At 67.9% G+C, this 14,575-nt stretch carries 16 protein-coding genes and 2 tRNA genes; 9 read left to right on the top strand and 9 right to left on the bottom strand.

The annotated features are described in order from the left end of the window. The first annotated feature begins 7 nt into the window (after positions 1–7). The 4 genes from LTI14_RS01575 (at position 8) to LTI14_RS01590 (ending at position 3,018) form a co-directional block, all read left to right on the top strand. Positions 8–1,066, top strand: a complete 1,059-nt coding sequence (locus LTI14_RS01575; RefSeq protein WP_241475546.1) for a zinc-dependent alcohol dehydrogenase — start codon at positions 8–10, stop codon at positions 1,064–1,066. A gap of 48 nt (positions 1,067–1,114) precedes the next feature. After that, complete coding sequence (locus LTI14_RS01580; RefSeq protein ID WP_241475549.1) at positions 1,115–1,501, top strand: 6-pyruvoyl trahydropterin synthase family protein; 387 nt, start codon at positions 1,115–1,117, stop codon at positions 1,499–1,501. A gap of 68 nt (positions 1,502–1,569) precedes the next feature. After that, positions 1,570–1,643 (top strand) — tRNA-Ile (locus tag LTI14_RS01585). Positions 1,644–1,743: 100 nt separating this feature from the next. Then, a complete protein-coding gene (locus LTI14_RS01590; protein WP_241475551.1) occupies positions 1,744–3,018 on the top strand; it encodes a PQQ-dependent sugar dehydrogenase in 1,275 nt (424 codons plus the stop codon). A gap of 67 nt (positions 3,019–3,085) precedes the next feature. On the opposite strand, the gene LTI14_RS01595 is transcribed toward LTI14_RS01590, so the two are convergent. Genes LTI14_RS01595 through LTI14_RS01605 form a run of 3 tightly spaced genes read right to left on the bottom strand, consistent with a single transcriptional unit; the run spans position 3,086 to position 5,994 of the window. Beyond that, positions 3,086–4,372 carry a glycosyltransferase gene (locus LTI14_RS01595; protein WP_241475553.1) on the bottom strand — a complete coding sequence of 429 codons (1,287 nt, stop codon included), beginning with the start codon at positions 4,370–4,372 and terminating at the stop codon, positions 3,086–3,088. Then, entirely contained in the window at positions 4,372–5,013 is a 642-nt protein-coding gene (locus LTI14_RS01600) for a CDP-alcohol phosphatidyltransferase family protein (RefSeq protein ID WP_241470099.1), read from the bottom strand. The genes LTI14_RS01595 and LTI14_RS01600 overlap by 1 nt, the downstream gene beginning before the upstream one ends. A gap of 9 nt (positions 5,014–5,022) precedes the next feature. Further along, a complete protein-coding gene (locus tag LTI14_RS01605; protein WP_241464035.1) occupies positions 5,023–5,994 on the bottom strand; it encodes a phage holin family protein in 972 nt (323 codons plus the stop codon). An 80-nt stretch (positions 5,995–6,074) separates the two neighbouring features. On the opposite strand from LTI14_RS01605, the gene LTI14_RS01610 reads away from it, so the two are divergent. Then, the gene (locus tag LTI14_RS01610; protein WP_241464033.1) at positions 6,075–6,521 is read left to right on the top strand and encodes a TM2 domain-containing protein; all 447 of its coding nucleotides are present in this window, start codon (positions 6,075–6,077) and stop codon (positions 6,519–6,521) included. Positions 6,522–6,591: 70 nt separating this feature from the next. Here the strand turns inward: LTI14_RS01610 and LTI14_RS01615 are convergent, their stop codons facing one another. Beyond that, positions 6,592–7,461, bottom strand: coding sequence for a siderophore-interacting protein (locus tag LTI14_RS01615; protein WP_241464032.1), 870 nt, complete (start codon positions 7,459–7,461; stop codon positions 6,592–6,594). A 226-nt stretch (positions 7,462–7,687) separates the two neighbouring features. On the opposite strand from LTI14_RS01615, the gene LTI14_RS01620 reads away from it, so the two are divergent. Next, positions 7,688–8,134 carry an Hsp20/alpha crystallin family protein gene (locus LTI14_RS01620; protein WP_241464030.1) on the top strand — a complete coding sequence of 149 codons (447 nt, stop codon included), beginning with the start codon at positions 7,688–7,690 and terminating at the stop codon, positions 8,132–8,134. A gap of 99 nt (positions 8,135–8,233) precedes the next feature. On the opposite strand, the gene purU is transcribed toward LTI14_RS01620, so the two are convergent. Continuing rightward, the gene (gene purU / locus LTI14_RS01625; protein ID WP_241464028.1) at positions 8,234–9,109 is read right to left on the bottom strand and encodes a formyltetrahydrofolate deformylase; all 876 of its coding nucleotides are present in this window, start codon (positions 9,107–9,109) and stop codon (positions 8,234–8,236) included. 140 nt (positions 9,110–9,249) lie between these two features. Beyond that, positions 9,250–9,321 (bottom strand) — tRNA-Asn (locus LTI14_RS01630). A gap of 65 nt (positions 9,322–9,386) precedes the next feature. Here LTI14_RS01630 and LTI14_RS01635 point away from each other — a divergent pair. After that, the gene (locus LTI14_RS01635; RefSeq protein WP_241464026.1) at positions 9,387–9,992 is read left to right on the top strand and encodes an LOG family protein; all 606 of its coding nucleotides are present in this window, start codon (positions 9,387–9,389) and stop codon (positions 9,990–9,992) included. Between the two features lie 25 nt (positions 9,993–10,017). On the opposite strand, the gene LTI14_RS01640 is transcribed toward LTI14_RS01635, so the two are convergent. The 3 genes from LTI14_RS01640 to dapE are packed head-to-tail and all read right to left on the bottom strand — an operon-like array spanning position 10,018 to position 12,361. Then, complete coding sequence (locus tag LTI14_RS01640) at positions 10,018–10,452, bottom strand: GNAT family acetyltransferase (RefSeq protein ID WP_241464025.1); 435 nt, start codon at positions 10,450–10,452, stop codon at positions 10,018–10,020. A 10-nt stretch (positions 10,453–10,462) separates the two neighbouring features. Beyond that, the gene (locus LTI14_RS01645; protein ID WP_241464023.1) at positions 10,463–11,176 is read right to left on the bottom strand and encodes an SDR family oxidoreductase; all 714 of its coding nucleotides are present in this window, start codon (positions 11,174–11,176) and stop codon (positions 10,463–10,465) included. Between the two features lie 51 nt (positions 11,177–11,227). Beyond that, positions 11,228–12,361 carry a succinyl-diaminopimelate desuccinylase gene (gene dapE / locus LTI14_RS01650; protein WP_241475555.1) on the bottom strand — a complete coding sequence of 378 codons (1,134 nt, stop codon included), beginning with the start codon at positions 12,359–12,361 and terminating at the stop codon, positions 11,228–11,230. Between the two features lie 87 nt (positions 12,362–12,448). Between dapE and dapD the strand changes: the two genes are divergently transcribed. Next, a complete protein-coding gene (gene dapD, locus LTI14_RS01655; protein ID WP_241475557.1) occupies positions 12,449–13,402 on the top strand; it encodes a 2,3,4,5-tetrahydropyridine-2,6-dicarboxylate N-succinyltransferase in 954 nt (317 codons plus the stop codon). Between the two features lie 47 nt (positions 13,403–13,449). Continuing rightward, a complete protein-coding gene (locus tag LTI14_RS01660; protein ID WP_241475559.1) occupies positions 13,450–14,523 on the top strand; it encodes a hypothetical protein in 1,074 nt (357 codons plus the stop codon). Positions 14,524–14,575: the final 52 nt, after the last annotated feature.

Consider the following 14,575-nt stretch of genomic DNA (forward strand, 5'->3'; position numbering starts at 1 on the left):
GAGTGTCATGAGCGAGTTGCGTTTCACCGGTGTCAGCGCGGATGTCCAGGGCCACGGCCAGACTCCCGAAACCTCTCGCCAATATTGGACGGAGTCCGCCGACACAGGGGCGTTGCGCGATGTCCCACTCCCGTCGCCCCGCCCCGGCGAGCTGCTGATCGAGACCCTGCACAGCGGCATCTCCCGCGGCACCGAGTCGCTGGTCCACCGCGGCGAGGTGCCCGCGAACATCACCGAAGTCATGCAGGCCCCCTTCCAGCTCGGCGAGCTGCCCTTCCCGGTCTCGCACGGCTATCTCAACGTCGGGGTGGTCCGGCAGGGCAGCGAAGCGCTGATCGGGCGGACGGTCTTCACCCTGGCCGGGCACCGCGAACATGTCGTCGTCCCCGAGTCCGCCGCCCACGTGCTCCCCGAAGACTGCCCCCCGCAGCGGGCGCTGCTCGCCGGGATCGGCGAGGTGGGACTCAACGGCCTCTGGGAGGGGCCCGTGATGGTCGGCGACCGGGTCGCCGTCGTCGGCGGCGGTCTGATCGGGCTGACCACGGCGCTGCTGGCCTCGAAGACGGCGCTGCAGCGTCTGCAGGTCGTGGAGATCGACGCCGAGCGGCGAGCCGTCATCGAATCCCTGGGCCTGGACGCCGTCACCCCCGAGGAGGCTGGACTCGACAACGATGTGGTCCTGCACAGCTCGGCCAGCTCCTCAGGGCTCGCCACCGCACTGCGTCTGGCCGGTGACGACGCCGTGGTCGTGGAGCAGTCCTGGTTCGGCACCGGAGATCAGCAGATCCCGCTGGGTGCCGACTTCCATGCCCGCCGGCTTCGCATCGTCGCGACCCAGGTCGGTCAGGTGTCCGGCCCACGGCGGATGCGCCGCACCCGCGGCCAGCGTCTCGCCACGGCCTTAGGCCTGCTCGACTCCCGCTTCGACATGCTGATCAGCGGGCACTCGCCGCTGGCCGAGCTGCCTGCCGTGATGCAGGACGTCGCCACCGGTGCGCCCTGGACCCGGGAGCAGATCCTGCACGTGATCGATCACCCGCTCGCCGCGCACTACGCCTTCGGGTGAGGCTCGCGCAGCGACGATTCCCATCCACCACCACCACCTAGGAGAGCCATGAGCCGATTCCGCCTGACCGTCGATGACCACATCATGATCGCGCACAGCCTGAAGGACCCGTTCTTCGGACCGGCGCAGAACCTTCATGGCGCCACGCTGAGCATCGAGGCCAGCTTCTTCCGCGAGAGCCTCAACGAGTACGGCGTGGTCATGGACATCGGGGCCGCCACCGAGCTGCTCGCCGCCACGCTGGAGCCGCTGCGCTATAAGAACCTCGACGAGGTGACCGAGCTCGCCGAGAAGTTCACCACCACCGAGGTGATCATCGAGCACATCGCCGAGAAGCTGGTCGCGGGACTCCCCGCCGACCATGGGCTCACGGCGCTGGAGGTGCAGGCCGAGGAGCACCCCCGGGCCCGCGCGTCGGTCAGGGTTCAGCTCTGAGCGGGCAGGCTCGGTAGTATGTCGGAGTGTCCTCGCGACTCGACTGCTCATCGTGCGCGCGGACCCGAGGGGCGTTAGCTCAGTTGGTTAGAGCAGAGGACTCATAATCCTTTTGTCCTGGGTTCAAGTCCCAGACGCCCTACCGTCGAAAGTCAGGTTCAGGCGGGCTACGTCTGCTGGCGAGCCACCGTGACCTATGTCATACGTTCCGGCCGGGCACACGCTTGAACTAGGGTCGGGTCATGGGACGTCTACCTGCGATATCTGCCGGAATCCTCACCTCTCTGCTGCTCGTCAGCTGTGCCGAACCCTCCACGGAGCAAGCCGGCGACGGTGCTGAGACCGGCACTGACGCGGCAGACTCTCAATCCACAGACCCCGAATCACCAGACGCCGCATCACCGAACTCTGAAGCACCCGACGCGGACCCGAGCCCCGACTCTGACGCTGCGCCGTTCAGCATCGAAGAGCAGGGCAGCTATGACGCCCCCTGGGCGCTGGAGTTCCTGCCCGGGACCGAGCAGATGCTCATCACCAGCAGATACGGCGAGCTGTTCCTGCGCAGCGCGGACGGCTCTGCCGCGCCGGAAGACTCTGCGGACGCCGATGACATCAGCGTGAGCGGCCTGCCCGAGGACATCGTCGTCGAGGGTCAGGGCGGCCTGGGCGACGTCGTCGCCGCCCCAGACTTCGACGACAGTCAGCGCGTCTACCTGAGCTGGATCAACGCCTCGGAGGCGGGCACCGGTGCCGTCGTCGGACACGCGCAGCTGGTGGACTCCGGGGACACTGCGACGCTGGAGGACCTCACGGTGATCTGGGAGCAGGACCCCAAGACCTCCGGCGCAGGGCATTTCTCGCACCGCCTCGCGTTCAGCCCGGACGGAGAGCACCTCTTCGTCACCTCCGGGGACCGTCAGCAGCTCGACCCGGCGCAGGATCTCTCCAGCGGCCTGGGCAAGGTGATGCGTCTGACCCCCGCGGGCGAACCGGCTCCGGAGAACCCCTTCGCCGAGGACGGGGACGTCACCGAGGAGATCTGGACCTATGGTCACCGCAATCCGCTGGGCATCGACTTCGACGCGAACGGGGAGCTCTGGATCTCCGAGATGGGCCCCGAGGGCGGCGACGAGCTGAACCTGCTAGAGGCGGGCGAGAACTACGGGTGGCCCGAGGCTTCCAACGGCTCCCAGTACGGCGGCGCAGAGATCCCGGACCACACCGAGGGGGACGGCTTCGCGGCCCCCGCCGCCTGGTGGACCCCCTCCATCTCCCCCGGCAGCCTGATGATCTACCAGGGTGAGATGTTCCAGGACTGGACCGGCAGCGCCTTCATGGGGGCGCTCTCGGGTGAAGCACTGGTCCGCGTGGAGCTCGACGGCGATCAGGCCGGGGAGGAAGAGATCTGGGACATGGGGGCCAGGATCCGCGACGTGGAGCAGGCCCCCGACGGGAGCATCTGGATCATCGAAGACGGCGACGGCGCCGAACTGCTGCGCCTGACCCCGGCGGAGTGACCCCGGCACAGTGACCTCGCCAGCGGCCGCGACGGCAGAGACGCAACGGCAGAGACGCCGGCCTCCGCTACTGCGGGTGCTTGTTCTCGATCCAGTCCGCGCCGCGGTAGAGCTTCTCGAAGGCGTTCATCGTGGTGTTGAGGCTGTGCCGGCCCGCCCGCTCCCGACTGCGCTCCCCCATCGCGGTGCGCTGTTCCGGGCTCATCGTGAACAGCTGCTCCAACCGTGCCGCCAGATGTGCGGAGTTCCCGGGCTCGAAGAGGTAGCCGTTGACCCCCTCCTCCACCAGGTGCGGCAGCGCCAGAGCGTCGGCGAGCACCACGGGAAGCCCGGCTGACATCGCTTCCAGGGAGACCAGCGACTGCAGCTCAGCGGTCCCGGGCTGGCAGAAGACATCGGCTTCGAGGTAGGCGCGGCGCAGCGCGTCCTCGTCGACATGGCCGCGCATCCGCACTCGATCGTCCAGGCCCAGCTCCTGGATCTGTGCGGCGAGCCGATCGCGCTGCTCGCCGTCGCCGACGATGTCCAGTCCGATCCCCAGCCCCGGATCGGTCTTGCCGATCGCGTCGATGAGCACATCCACGTTCTTCTCCACGGCCAGACGGCCCACGAAAAGCACCGTGGGGCTCTCGGGCGGGGCCAGCACCTCACCGGGACGCAGCCGGTAGTTCTCGACGTCGATCCCGTTGGAGAGCGGGAGCACCTTCTTGAATCCTGCCCGCTCCATCATGGTCCGCGCCGCCAGCGGGGTCGGGGTGGTCACCACGGCGGCCTTGCCCATCAGCTTGCCCATGTCCCGCCAGGAGTTCTTCGCCACGATCCGGCGGAACCAGGCAGGGAAGGGCAGGAACGGGTCCAGGTTCTCGGGCATGAAGTGATTGGTCGCGATGGTGCGCAGACCGCGTTCGGCGGCGGCATCGATCGCAGCCTTGCCGATCATGTAGTGGCACTGGACATGGACGACGTCGGGCTGCAGCTCGTCCATCAGCCGCCCCATGGCGGGCTCCACCAGCCAGGGCAGGCAGAGCCGGATGTACTCGTGGGTCGGGGCCTTGAATGACCGGAACCGGTGCACGGTGGCCTCGTCGGTATGTTCGACCATGTCAGGGCCGCGGCTGGTCCTTGCGGCAGCGATGTGGACCTCATGACCGCGAGCCGCCATGTTTTTCGCCAGCCGGTGACTGAAGACCGCCGCGCCGTTGACGTCGGGCGGGTACGTGTCGGCGGCGATCAGGATCCTGAGCTTCCCACCGGGTTGCTCAGCGGGGTTCACCTCGGGCTTCTCTGCGGGCTCCCCGGCAGGCTTCTCCCCCGGCTCATCACCGCGAGCATCGGCGGGCACATGGTTCATCATCAGGCGGTCGAATCCTCCTCGGTGTCCGGGCGGGCCTGTTCGCCGCGCAGCCGCGCCGCCTCGCGGCGGGCCTTGATGAAGTAGTCGATTGAAGCAATGATATGCATCGCCGCGCCGAGCGCCAGCAGCACGAAGGCGATGTCAGGAATGAGGCCCTCGCGCAGCATCCCGGTGGAACCCAGCAGGGCCAGCGGCAGCCCGATCAGCAGGCACGCGGTGCGCAGCTTGCCCAGCAGGGTGACCTTCAGCGGAGGCGGTCCCTTGAAGAGCAGATAGGTGTTGACCGAGAGGATCAGGTCGGGGATGACCACGGCGAGCACGACCCAGATCGGCACGATCCCGAAGGTGGCCAGGGTGGCGCTGACGGTGATCAGTGCGAGCCGGTCCGCCAACGGATCCAGCCACTGGCCCACCGTGGACATCTGATCGAAGCGTCGGGCGATGTACCCGTCGATCCAGTCAGTGCTGGAGAGGACGACCAGCACCCAGAACGCAGCCATGTACTGGTCCTGCGCCACGAGCCAGACGAACACGGGGATCAGCAGGGCCCGCAGCACGGTCACGATGTTGGGCGCGGTCCAGAACGTCTCGCGCATGGTGTACTCGAAACCATCCTGGGTTCCGGCACCGATCAGTCTCACCGGGGCAGTTTATTTCTTCACAAGCTCGCGGAGGAAGACTGCACCTGCAGCAGCAGAACCAGCGACGACGGCGAGCGGCTTCCACCGCGCAGCCACGAACTCTCCGGCAGCGTGTGCGCCCGACTCCTGGCCTGCGGCGGCGGGGACGCCCTCGATCTTGGGCTCGGCGGCGGGTGGGACGCGTACCGGCTCACCGGCGGCACCGAGGGTCTTCGGCTTGGGCCCGACCCGGTCGGAGGAGCCGCGGTCGGCCTTGGGCTTCGGCTTGGAACCGCCGCGGGCCTTGGAGCCGATGCTCTCGGCCTTGTCCTTGACGTTCTCAGCCCGGTCCTTGACGCTCTCGGCGATGGTTCGGGTGCTGGAGGTGATCTGGTCCTGAAGCGAGGCCAGGTGATCGCGGCGCAGGCCGGTGCGGCGCAGCAGCTCGCTGTAGGTGGGAGGTGTCGGGGAACCGGCGCCGGGAGTCTTCGCGTCCTTCTTCGCCTGTTCGGCCGCCTGACGCTTGGACTCTTCCTTCTGCCGACGCTTCTCGGAATCCGCCTGATCCAGGCTCTGCGGATCGAAGCGGGTGCCTTCGCGGGCCACTCCGAGATCGAGGCGGAAGCCGCGGATGGCGTCTTCGGGCAGCAGCGGCAGCGTCTTGCGGAACTTGAGCAGCCCGATGAGCGCGAAGATCAGCGCGATCAGCAAGAAGATGCCGGCCACGATGAGCGCGGCGGCCCAGAGTTCAAAGATCAGCGCGAACGCGGCCACGGCGGCGACGATGAGCGCCACCACGAGGAAGGTGAGAAAGACGACGCCGACGACCATGAGGGCCACGGCGATGCCCGCGGCCACACCTTTGGTCTTCATCTGGCCGATGGCCAGCTGGATCTCGTCGTTGATCTGCTTGGGGCCGAGTCGCAGTACGACCTTGATCACATCGAGCAGCGACGTACGGGGCGCCGTGCCCTTTGTGCGGCCGGTTCCGGGCTGAGACAAGACTGCGCCTCCATAAGAGAGATGGTGCTCGAGGGTGGGTGTTCAGTTCACTACAAACTACCACCTATACGATTGAGAACATGGCTGACCAGTACGATTTCGAAGAGCTCTATGCCAACACCTACACCGAGGCTGACCAGCGGGCGTACGAGAGCCAGCCCACCTCGGAGAAACGTTTTGTGATCGCCTGGCTCCTGACACTTCTCATGGGGCCCGCAGGGGCGCATCGGTGGTATCTGAACCGCCCGGTGACGGCGTCGCTGATGGTGCTGGTGAGCATCGCCGCCGTCGCGCTGATGGTCTCAGGATTCGCGAATCTCGGGCTGCTCTGCATCACGATCATCTTCACCTGGACGCTGATCGACCTGATCATGCTGCTCGCCGGGTCCATGCGTGACCGTGCGGACCTGCGACTGGCCGGGCACCGCGAGCGGGCTGGCGTGTGCTCGGCGATCACGATGCTGCTGCTGGCGGTCGGCCTGGTCTTCGCCCTGGTGGTCGGCACCAGCTCAGGGGTGGCGGGCTGAGTCGACGCGGGATGGGCGGAGTCGTCGTTCCTGGCCTCCCTGGCTCGCTGCTCCGCTCTGCGGACCCCGCTCAGTCCTCGATCCGCCCCACCGGGGTGCGCTTCTCGGCCTGGAACTGGTCCTCGATCCGGCCGTTCGCCCAGTATGCGGAAAGTGACATCGCCTTGCGCTCCAGCCCCTTCTGATCCACCAGCATGCGGCGGATCCGCTTCATCTGGGCCCGTTCGCCGTGCACGAAGACCTGCACATCACCTTCCGGGATGGCCAGCTCCTCCAGGTACTCCGCGAGCATCGTGGTCTCCGGGCTGAAGTCGGCCTCGCGGTGCAGCCAGACCAGGTCCATCCCTGCGGGGACATCCAGCGGCTGGCGCTCGGCCGCGTCACGGACCTCGACGACGGCGACCCCGCGCGCGTCCTCAGCCATCGATTCAAGCGCCGAGGCGATCGCGGGCAGCGCGGCCTCGTCACCGGCCAGCAGGTGCCATTCAGCCTCCCCGCGCGGAGCGTAGCCGCTCCCGGGCCCGAAGAAGCTGATCTGCTCCCCGATCTGCGCGTTCTTCGCCCAGACTCCGGCGCGGCCCTCCTCGCCGTGGACCACGAAATCCACCCAGATCTGCGAGTTCTCATGGTCGACGTGGCGGATGGTGTAGGTCCGGGTCGCCGGCATCTGTTCGGTGCGCAGCTGTTCGCGCAGCGCGTCCATGTCGTAGGGGCGGCTGAGGTCCAGACCCTCGGGCAGCTGCGCGGCCTCCGCGGCGCTCTGCGGAAGGAAGAGCAGCTTGATGTACTGGTCCGTGGCAGGCGACTCCCCCACGGACTTGAACTCGATCGCCTCGAACCCGGGTCCGCCCAGGACCAGCCGGATCATGTGCGGACTGAGCTGCTTCTTGGCCTCGACGGCCAGGACGTGCTGGATGCGCGTTTTCTTTGACTTGGACACCCCGGCACTCTAATCGAACCGGGTGGCCCGGCGGAGGTGAGCCTCAGCTGCGGGGGCCTGTATTGCGACAGAAGCCCGTGCTCGAATCGTTGTCCAATCCGTCGAAAAAGTTGAGTGCATCATGCTCAACTTGGGAATATACTGGGTGTGGGTTCCACAGGAACCGACGCCGCAAGGCACTGACCCAGTCCTATAGAGCGATGAGCATAAGGAGCTGATTGCCGTTATGAACAACTCTCTGACCCGTCTGGACCCCTTCGCCCTGATCGACGATGTCTTCCGCAGCATGCGGACTCCCTCGATGGATGCGGCCCAGCGCCAGGCCGGCTTCGTGCCCGCCGTGGATGCCCATCGCGAGGGTGAGGACCTGGTCCTGCGCGCCGACCTCCCCGGCATCGACCCGGACAAGGACGTCGCGGTCGAACTGACCGGACGCACGCTGACCGTGTCCGGGGAGCGTCGCAGCGAGACCGAGGCCGAGGGTCTGCGCGAGGTGCGCTACGGGTCCTTCTCCCGCACCATCACCCTGCCGGGCGAGGTCTCCAGTGACGCGATCTCCGCGACCTACGAATCAGGCGTGCTCACGGTCCGCGTGACCGGGGTCTACGCCACCGAGGAGCCGCGCAAGATCCAGGTCACCTCCACCGAGCGCGAGAAGAACCTCGAATCCTGATCCCTCCCTCTTCTCGCTGAGAGGCGGATCCTCCGGCCAGTCTGGGCTTCCCGGCCCGTCAGGCACCCGGAGAATCCGCCCCTCGACGGAGGAGAAGAGCTAGAAGACGATCGTGGTGCTGCCGTTGCGGATGACCCGGTCTTCGCAGTGCCACTTCACCGCGCGGGAGAGCACGGCGCGTTCGACGTCGGCGCCGAAGCGGGTGAGCTGGGCCACGTCGTCGCTGTGCGAGACCCGGATGACGTCCTGCTCGATGATCGGACCCTCGTCGAGGTCCTTGGTCACGTAATGGGCGGTGGCGCCGATGAGCTTCACTCCGCGGTCAGCGGCCTTCTGGTACGGGCCGGCGCCGATGAAGGCGGGCAGGAAGCTGTGGTGGATGTTGATCACCGGAGCCCCGACATGTTCGAGGAAGTCCTCGGAGATGATCTGCATGTACCGGGCGAGCACGATCATGTCGACGTTGCCCTTCAGCAGCTCCAGGTGCCGGGCCTCGGCCGCAGCCTTGTCCCCGTTGATCACCGGCACGTGGAAATACGGGATCCCGAAGGGCCGCACATCTTCGGCGAGGTCGGCGTGGTTGGAGATGACCATGACGATGTCCATCGGGATCTCACCGCGGCGGTGCCGCCAGAGCAGATCCAGCAGGCAGTGGTCGGTCTTGGACGCGAAGATCGCCACCCGCTTGGGCTGATCTGCCGCTGCCAGCGAATAGTCCATGGAGAAGCGATCAGCCAGCTTCGTCTGGATGGCCTGCTCCACCGCGGGCTTCGCCGCGGCGAGTCCGGGCAGGTGGAACACGGTGCGTTGGAAGAATCGGCCGTCCTCCACGCCGGTGGAGTACTGGTCCAGGCTGATGATGTTGCCGCCGACCTCGGCGATCAGCTCCGAGACCGCCGCCACGATCCCTGGCTGGTCCGGGCAGGAGATGATCAGCCGGGCGATGTCGTGGGTCTTCGTCTCAGGGGCGCTCATCAAGTCTCCGAATCAGGTTCACCAGGTCAGGGCGGCGGGACAGCCTTGCATCATCGAAGCGGCCCCGTCACGGACAGCGTCGCACGAAGCACACTATGACATGAAAAACGCCCCCGCCCGTGAGGGCGAGGGCGAATCTGCTCCCCCAGTTGGATTCGAACCAACAACCGCTCGATTAACAGTCGAGTGCTCTGCCGTTGAGCTATGGAGGATTGCGACTACGAAAGTCTAACAGGGGTTCCTGGTCGCTGTGAAATCGCTGTGGAATCATAGATCCGTGACGCCTGTATCTCTCGACACCCCAGCAACTGCCCCTGCCCCGCGGTTCAATGCTCTCACGGTCTTCACCGGTTCCGCCTCCGGAGCTGATCTCGACTACACCGAAGAGGTCCGCCGGCTCGGCACCGCGCTGGCCGGGGCCGGCATCGGCGTGGTCTACGGCGGCGGGAAGGTCGGCCTGATGGGGCAGATCGCCGATGCGGCCCTGGAGGCCGGCGGCGAGGTCCACGGGATCATCCCCGAGGTGCTGATCGGACGCGAGGTGGGACATCATGGGCTGACCTCGTTGGAGATCGTGCCCGACATGCATACCCGGAAGTCCCGGATGGTGGACCTCGGTGATGGCTTCATCGCGCTGCCCGGCGGCATGGGAACGCTGGAGGAGTTCTTCGAGGTGTGGACCTGGCAGTACCTGGGTCTGCACGCCAAGCCGGTGGGGCTCTACAACGTCAAGGGATTCTGGGATCCGCTGTTGGCCATGGTGGACCATATGGTCGACGAGGGCTTCATGTCCGCCTGGCGCCGCGCGGCACTGGTGATCAGCACCGATCCGCAGGACCTGATCGCGAAGCTGCGAGCCTGGACGCCTCCCGCCGGACGCTGAGGCTCAGCCGTCGGGCAGCCGGGCGTCAATCCAGCTCGGTGTCCAGCCAGCGGCCCAGCACCACGGTGTCCTGGTCGGTGTAGCCCAGCGCCCGGTAGAAGTCCTGGACGCCTGCGTTCTCCTGCCGGACCATGAGCATCAGCTTGGGCACCCCGCGCCCGCGCAGCCAGTCCTCGGCCCCGGCCAGGAGCGCCTTGCCGAGCCCCTGGTCCTGATGCCTTTGGTCGACGGCGAGATAGTAGATCCAGCCGCGGTGACCGTCCTGGCCGACCATCACCGTGCCGGCCAGCTCCCCCGCGGCGTCGAGCGCTGCGAGCACCGTGGACTCTTCTCCGGTGAGGGCCCGCCGGCAGTCCTCAAGCGGGTCGTTCCAGGGCCGGGTGAGCCCGGCCTGCTGCCAGAGCCCGACGGCGGCATCGAGCAGTTCTTCGGGGAGCTCGGTGACGCGCAGGTCGGTCACGTCTTCCCTGCTATCTCTGCACCGGGCGGATGGAGATGCTCTCCACCATGGAGGCGTCCTCCATGTCCACCACGGTGCGCGCCGCCTCGGCGATCGCCTGCGGGGAGATGTAGATGCCCCCGTCGTAGTCCTCGTTGCCCATGGACTCCTGCAGGGCGACCTGCATGTCGGTGTCCACCCGGCCTGGGTGGATCGAGGTGACCCTGACCCGGCCCCGCTCCTCCTCGCGCAGCGCGTCGGTGAGCGCACGCAGCGCGAACTTGGTCCCGGAGTAGAGCGAGCTTCCGGGTCCGGCGGTGAATCCTGCCCCGGAGTTGATGCTCAGCACCTGTCCGGTGGATTCGCGCAGCAGCGGCAGCGCGGCGCGGGTCAGCTCCGCGACGGCGAAGACGTTGACGGTGAACATCTCCTGGAACTGCGTCGGAGAGGTCTCCGCGACCGGGTTCATCCAGGCGAGTCCGGCCGAGTGGACGAGCACGTCGAGTCGGGCGAGCCCGGCGGCCTGCAGCGCGGGGGCGATCGCGTCGAGGTCGGTCAGGTCCAGCAGGAACGGTTCGGCGCTGGGCAGGGTCTGCACCACGGCGTCCACGGTCTCGGGGTTCGTCCCGCCGACCAGGATGTGGTGGTCCCGGCCGAGCTCGGCGGCGATGGCCTTGCCGATCCCGCGGGAAGCCCCGGTGATCAGGGCGACTGGACGAGTGCTGGCGGTCTGCTGTTGGGTCATGAAATCAGCTTAGAGGATCCGCTCCGAGGGCTGCCGTGGCGGCGCAGCAGCTCAGCCGTCCAGCAGCCAGCGGTGCAGCGCGGTGTGGCAGTCGCGCAGCGCCTGCGCGGTGACGTGTTCATCGTCGGAATGTGCCAGCAGCGGGTCTCCGGGGCCGAAGTTCACCGCCGGGACTCCCCTGGCCGAGAACCGTGCCACATCGGTCCAGCCGTACTTGGGCATCGGCTCTCCGCCCACGGCGTCGATGAACGCCTTGGCCGCGGGATGGTCCAGCCCTGGCCGCGCGGCCGCGGAGCTGTCGGTCACCTTCTGCTGAGCCGCGCCTATTCCGGCCTCGGCGAGGACCTCACGGACATGGGTGTGGGCCTGCTCCTCGGTCTTGTCCGGGGCGAACCGGTAGTTGATCTCCACCACGGTGGAGTCCGGGATGACGTTTCCGGCCACCCCGCCGCGGATCCGCACCGCGTTGAGCCCCTCGCGGTAGTCCAGGCCCTCCACCGTGATGGTCTGTGGCGCGTACTCGCTCAAGACCCGGAGCAGCCCGGCGGTGCCGTGGATCGCGTTCTCCCCCATCCAGGCCCGCCCGGAGTGCGCGGCGACCCCGGGGATGGTCACCTCGAAGCGGCAGGTGCCGTTGCAGCCACCCTCGACCACGCCGTGGGTGGGTTCCAGCAGCACCGCGAAATCGCCGTCCAGCAGCTCCGGCACGCGGTTCAGCACCCGTCCCAGACCGGACTTGCTGGCCTCGACCTCTTCGTGGTCGTAGAAGACCCAGGTGATGTCGCGGTCCAGGGAGCCTCCCGCGGCCAGGCGCGCCGCGACGTCGTCGGCGAGCTTCAGCTGCACCGCCACACCGCCCTTCATGTCTGTGGCGCCGCGGCCGTAGAGCACGTCTACCCCCTCGGCCTGCTCCCAGCGCGGCGGGACGGTGCCGCGGGAGCCCGGAGTGGTCGGCAGCGGCACGGTGTCCAGGTGCCCGGCGAGGATGATCCGCTGCGCCGCACCGGTCTCGGTGCGCGCGATGATCGTGTCGCCGTCGCGATGCACGCGCAAGCCCTGCAGGTCTTCAAGCGCGGCCTCCACGGCGTCGGCCAGGGCCGTCTCGTCGCCGGAGACGGATTCGCAGCCGATGATCGCCTCGGTGAGCGCGGCGACGTCGCCGGAGAGCAGTCCACGGATATCCATCCGCCCAGCCTAGGCGAACGCCCCCGCGCATGGGACCCGCAACAGGACGCTCCTGGGCTCCCGCGCCGGAAAAAGTAGGATGGTGCCATGAGCACTGACATTCGAACCGCATCCGGCCATGGCCTCGCCACGGTGACCAACGACGGCACCGTCCTGGACACCTGGTTCCCGCGCCCTGTGATGGCCCCCCTGTCCGAGAACGACGACGCCGAGCTGATCGCCGCCCTGCAGGCCGCGACCGGCGAGGATCCTGACCGCGGGGTCACCACCCAGGTGGTCTCCGTGGAGTCCGCCCTCGACTCCGAAGCGAGCTCCGCCTCCGACGTGTGGCTGCGCCTGCACCTGCTCTCCCACCGGCTGGTCAAACCGCGCACCATCAACCTCGACGGCATCTTCGGTCACCTGAGCAACGTGGTCTGGACCAACTTCGGGCCCTGCGCGGTCGCCGACTTCGAGACCACCCGGCTGAAGCTGCGCTCCCGCGGACACGTCAGCGTGCACTCGATCGACAAGTTCCCCCGCCTGGTGGACTACGTGACCCCCTCCGGTGTGCGCATCGGCGACGCGGACCGGGTGCGCCTGGGCGCGCACCTGGCCGAGGGCACCACCGTGATGCACGAGGGCTTCGTGAACTTCAACGCCGGCACGCTGGGCACCTCCATGGTGGAGGGCCGCATCTCCGCCGGGGTCGTGGTCGGCGACGGCACCGACATCGGCGGCGGCGCGTCCATCATGGGCACCCTCTCCGGGGGCGGCAGGGAGAAGATCACCCTGGGTGAGCGCGTGCTGCTGGGCGCGAACTCCGGTGTGGGCATCTCGGTCGGCGATGACTGCGTCATCGAGGCCGGGCTCTACGTCACCGCCGGCACCAAGATCTCGGTGCTCGCCGATGACCGCACCGTCATGGACACGGTGAAGGCCTCGGCACTCTCCGGCGTGCCGAACCTGCTCTTCCGCCGCGACTCCGTCACCGGCGCGGTCCAGGCAGTGCCTCGCAAGGGCCAGAAGGTCGAGCTCAACGCTGCCCTGCACCGCAACTGAGCCGACACCGGGTCGACGCCGAGTCGACCCAGAGCTGAAAGGTCTGGATGAGTCCCCGCGCTGATCGCCCCATCACCGTCACCCGCACCGTGCACCGACGCCGTCGTCGGGTCAAGGCCGTCGCGGCCATCACCGTGGTCGCGGCCGCCGTCGGCGCGACCGGCTACGGGGCCTGGCAGCTGATCGAGGAGAACGAGTATCTCCTCGATGAACGCTGCTCCGTCACGGTCGGCGAGATGGAGCACCGGCTCACCCCGGCGCAGACCTACTCGGCTGCGCAGCTCGCCGCCGCGGCCGCGGAGCTGGAGCTGCCGGTTCAGGCCGCCACCGACGCGATCGCGATCTCGCTGCAGGAGACGAACCTGGACAACCGGGCAGACCCTGTGGAGGAAGACGCCGAGGAGACGGAGAACGGCGACGAGGCGGAGGCTGCTGATTCCGAGCAGGGGCAGGCTCCGCCGTCGCCGGTGCTCTTCGCCGACGGCGGCCCGCAGTGGGACGCGGTGAAAGCCACCAGCTCCACCCCGATCACCTCCGAAGACTTCTACGCCCGGCTGATCGACAGCCGCGACGGCGACGGCGAGGGTGAGGGTGCATGGTCGCCCGACCTGGGACTCGAGGAGGTCGCCGAGGCGCTGGGCCGACCGCAGAACCCGACGTTCTACCCGCAGCACGAGGAGCTGGCCCGGGCCTTCGCCCGACCGCTGACCGGCCTGCAGCCCATGGTGATGACGTGTCAGCTGAGCCAGCTCGAAGTCCCCGGTCCGGACGCCGAGGGGCTGCGCGGTGAGCTCCAGGGCTCGCTGTCCGGGATGCTCGGCGCCGAGGCGGCGGCCGTGGAAGGCTCCGGCGAATCAGCCGTGGTGCGGATCTCGGTCAGCGCTGTCGAAGACGAGGCCGGGGCCACCGAAGATGATGCAGACGACGCTGCCGAGGACCCAGCGACCGAGCACAGCGAGCCGGAATGGCTGGTGGCGCAGTGGGCCGTGGCCTCCGCGGAGACCTACGGGGTCCAGTCGGTGCACGCCGGCGCCTACGAGTGGCACCGCGATTCGGGCCGCTGGGAGCGCGCGGAGACGGTCAGCGAGGACGCCGTGGTCATCGGCTTCTCCCGCCGCTGACCCCTTAACCGCGTTGAGCGGCGGATTCTCCGACCGGTTGAGGCCGAAAAGG

The sequence above is a fragment of the Nesterenkonia sp. YGD6 genome, assembly GCF_022565895.1.
GTDB lineage: Bacteria > Actinomycetota > Actinomycetes > Actinomycetales > Micrococcaceae > Nesterenkonia.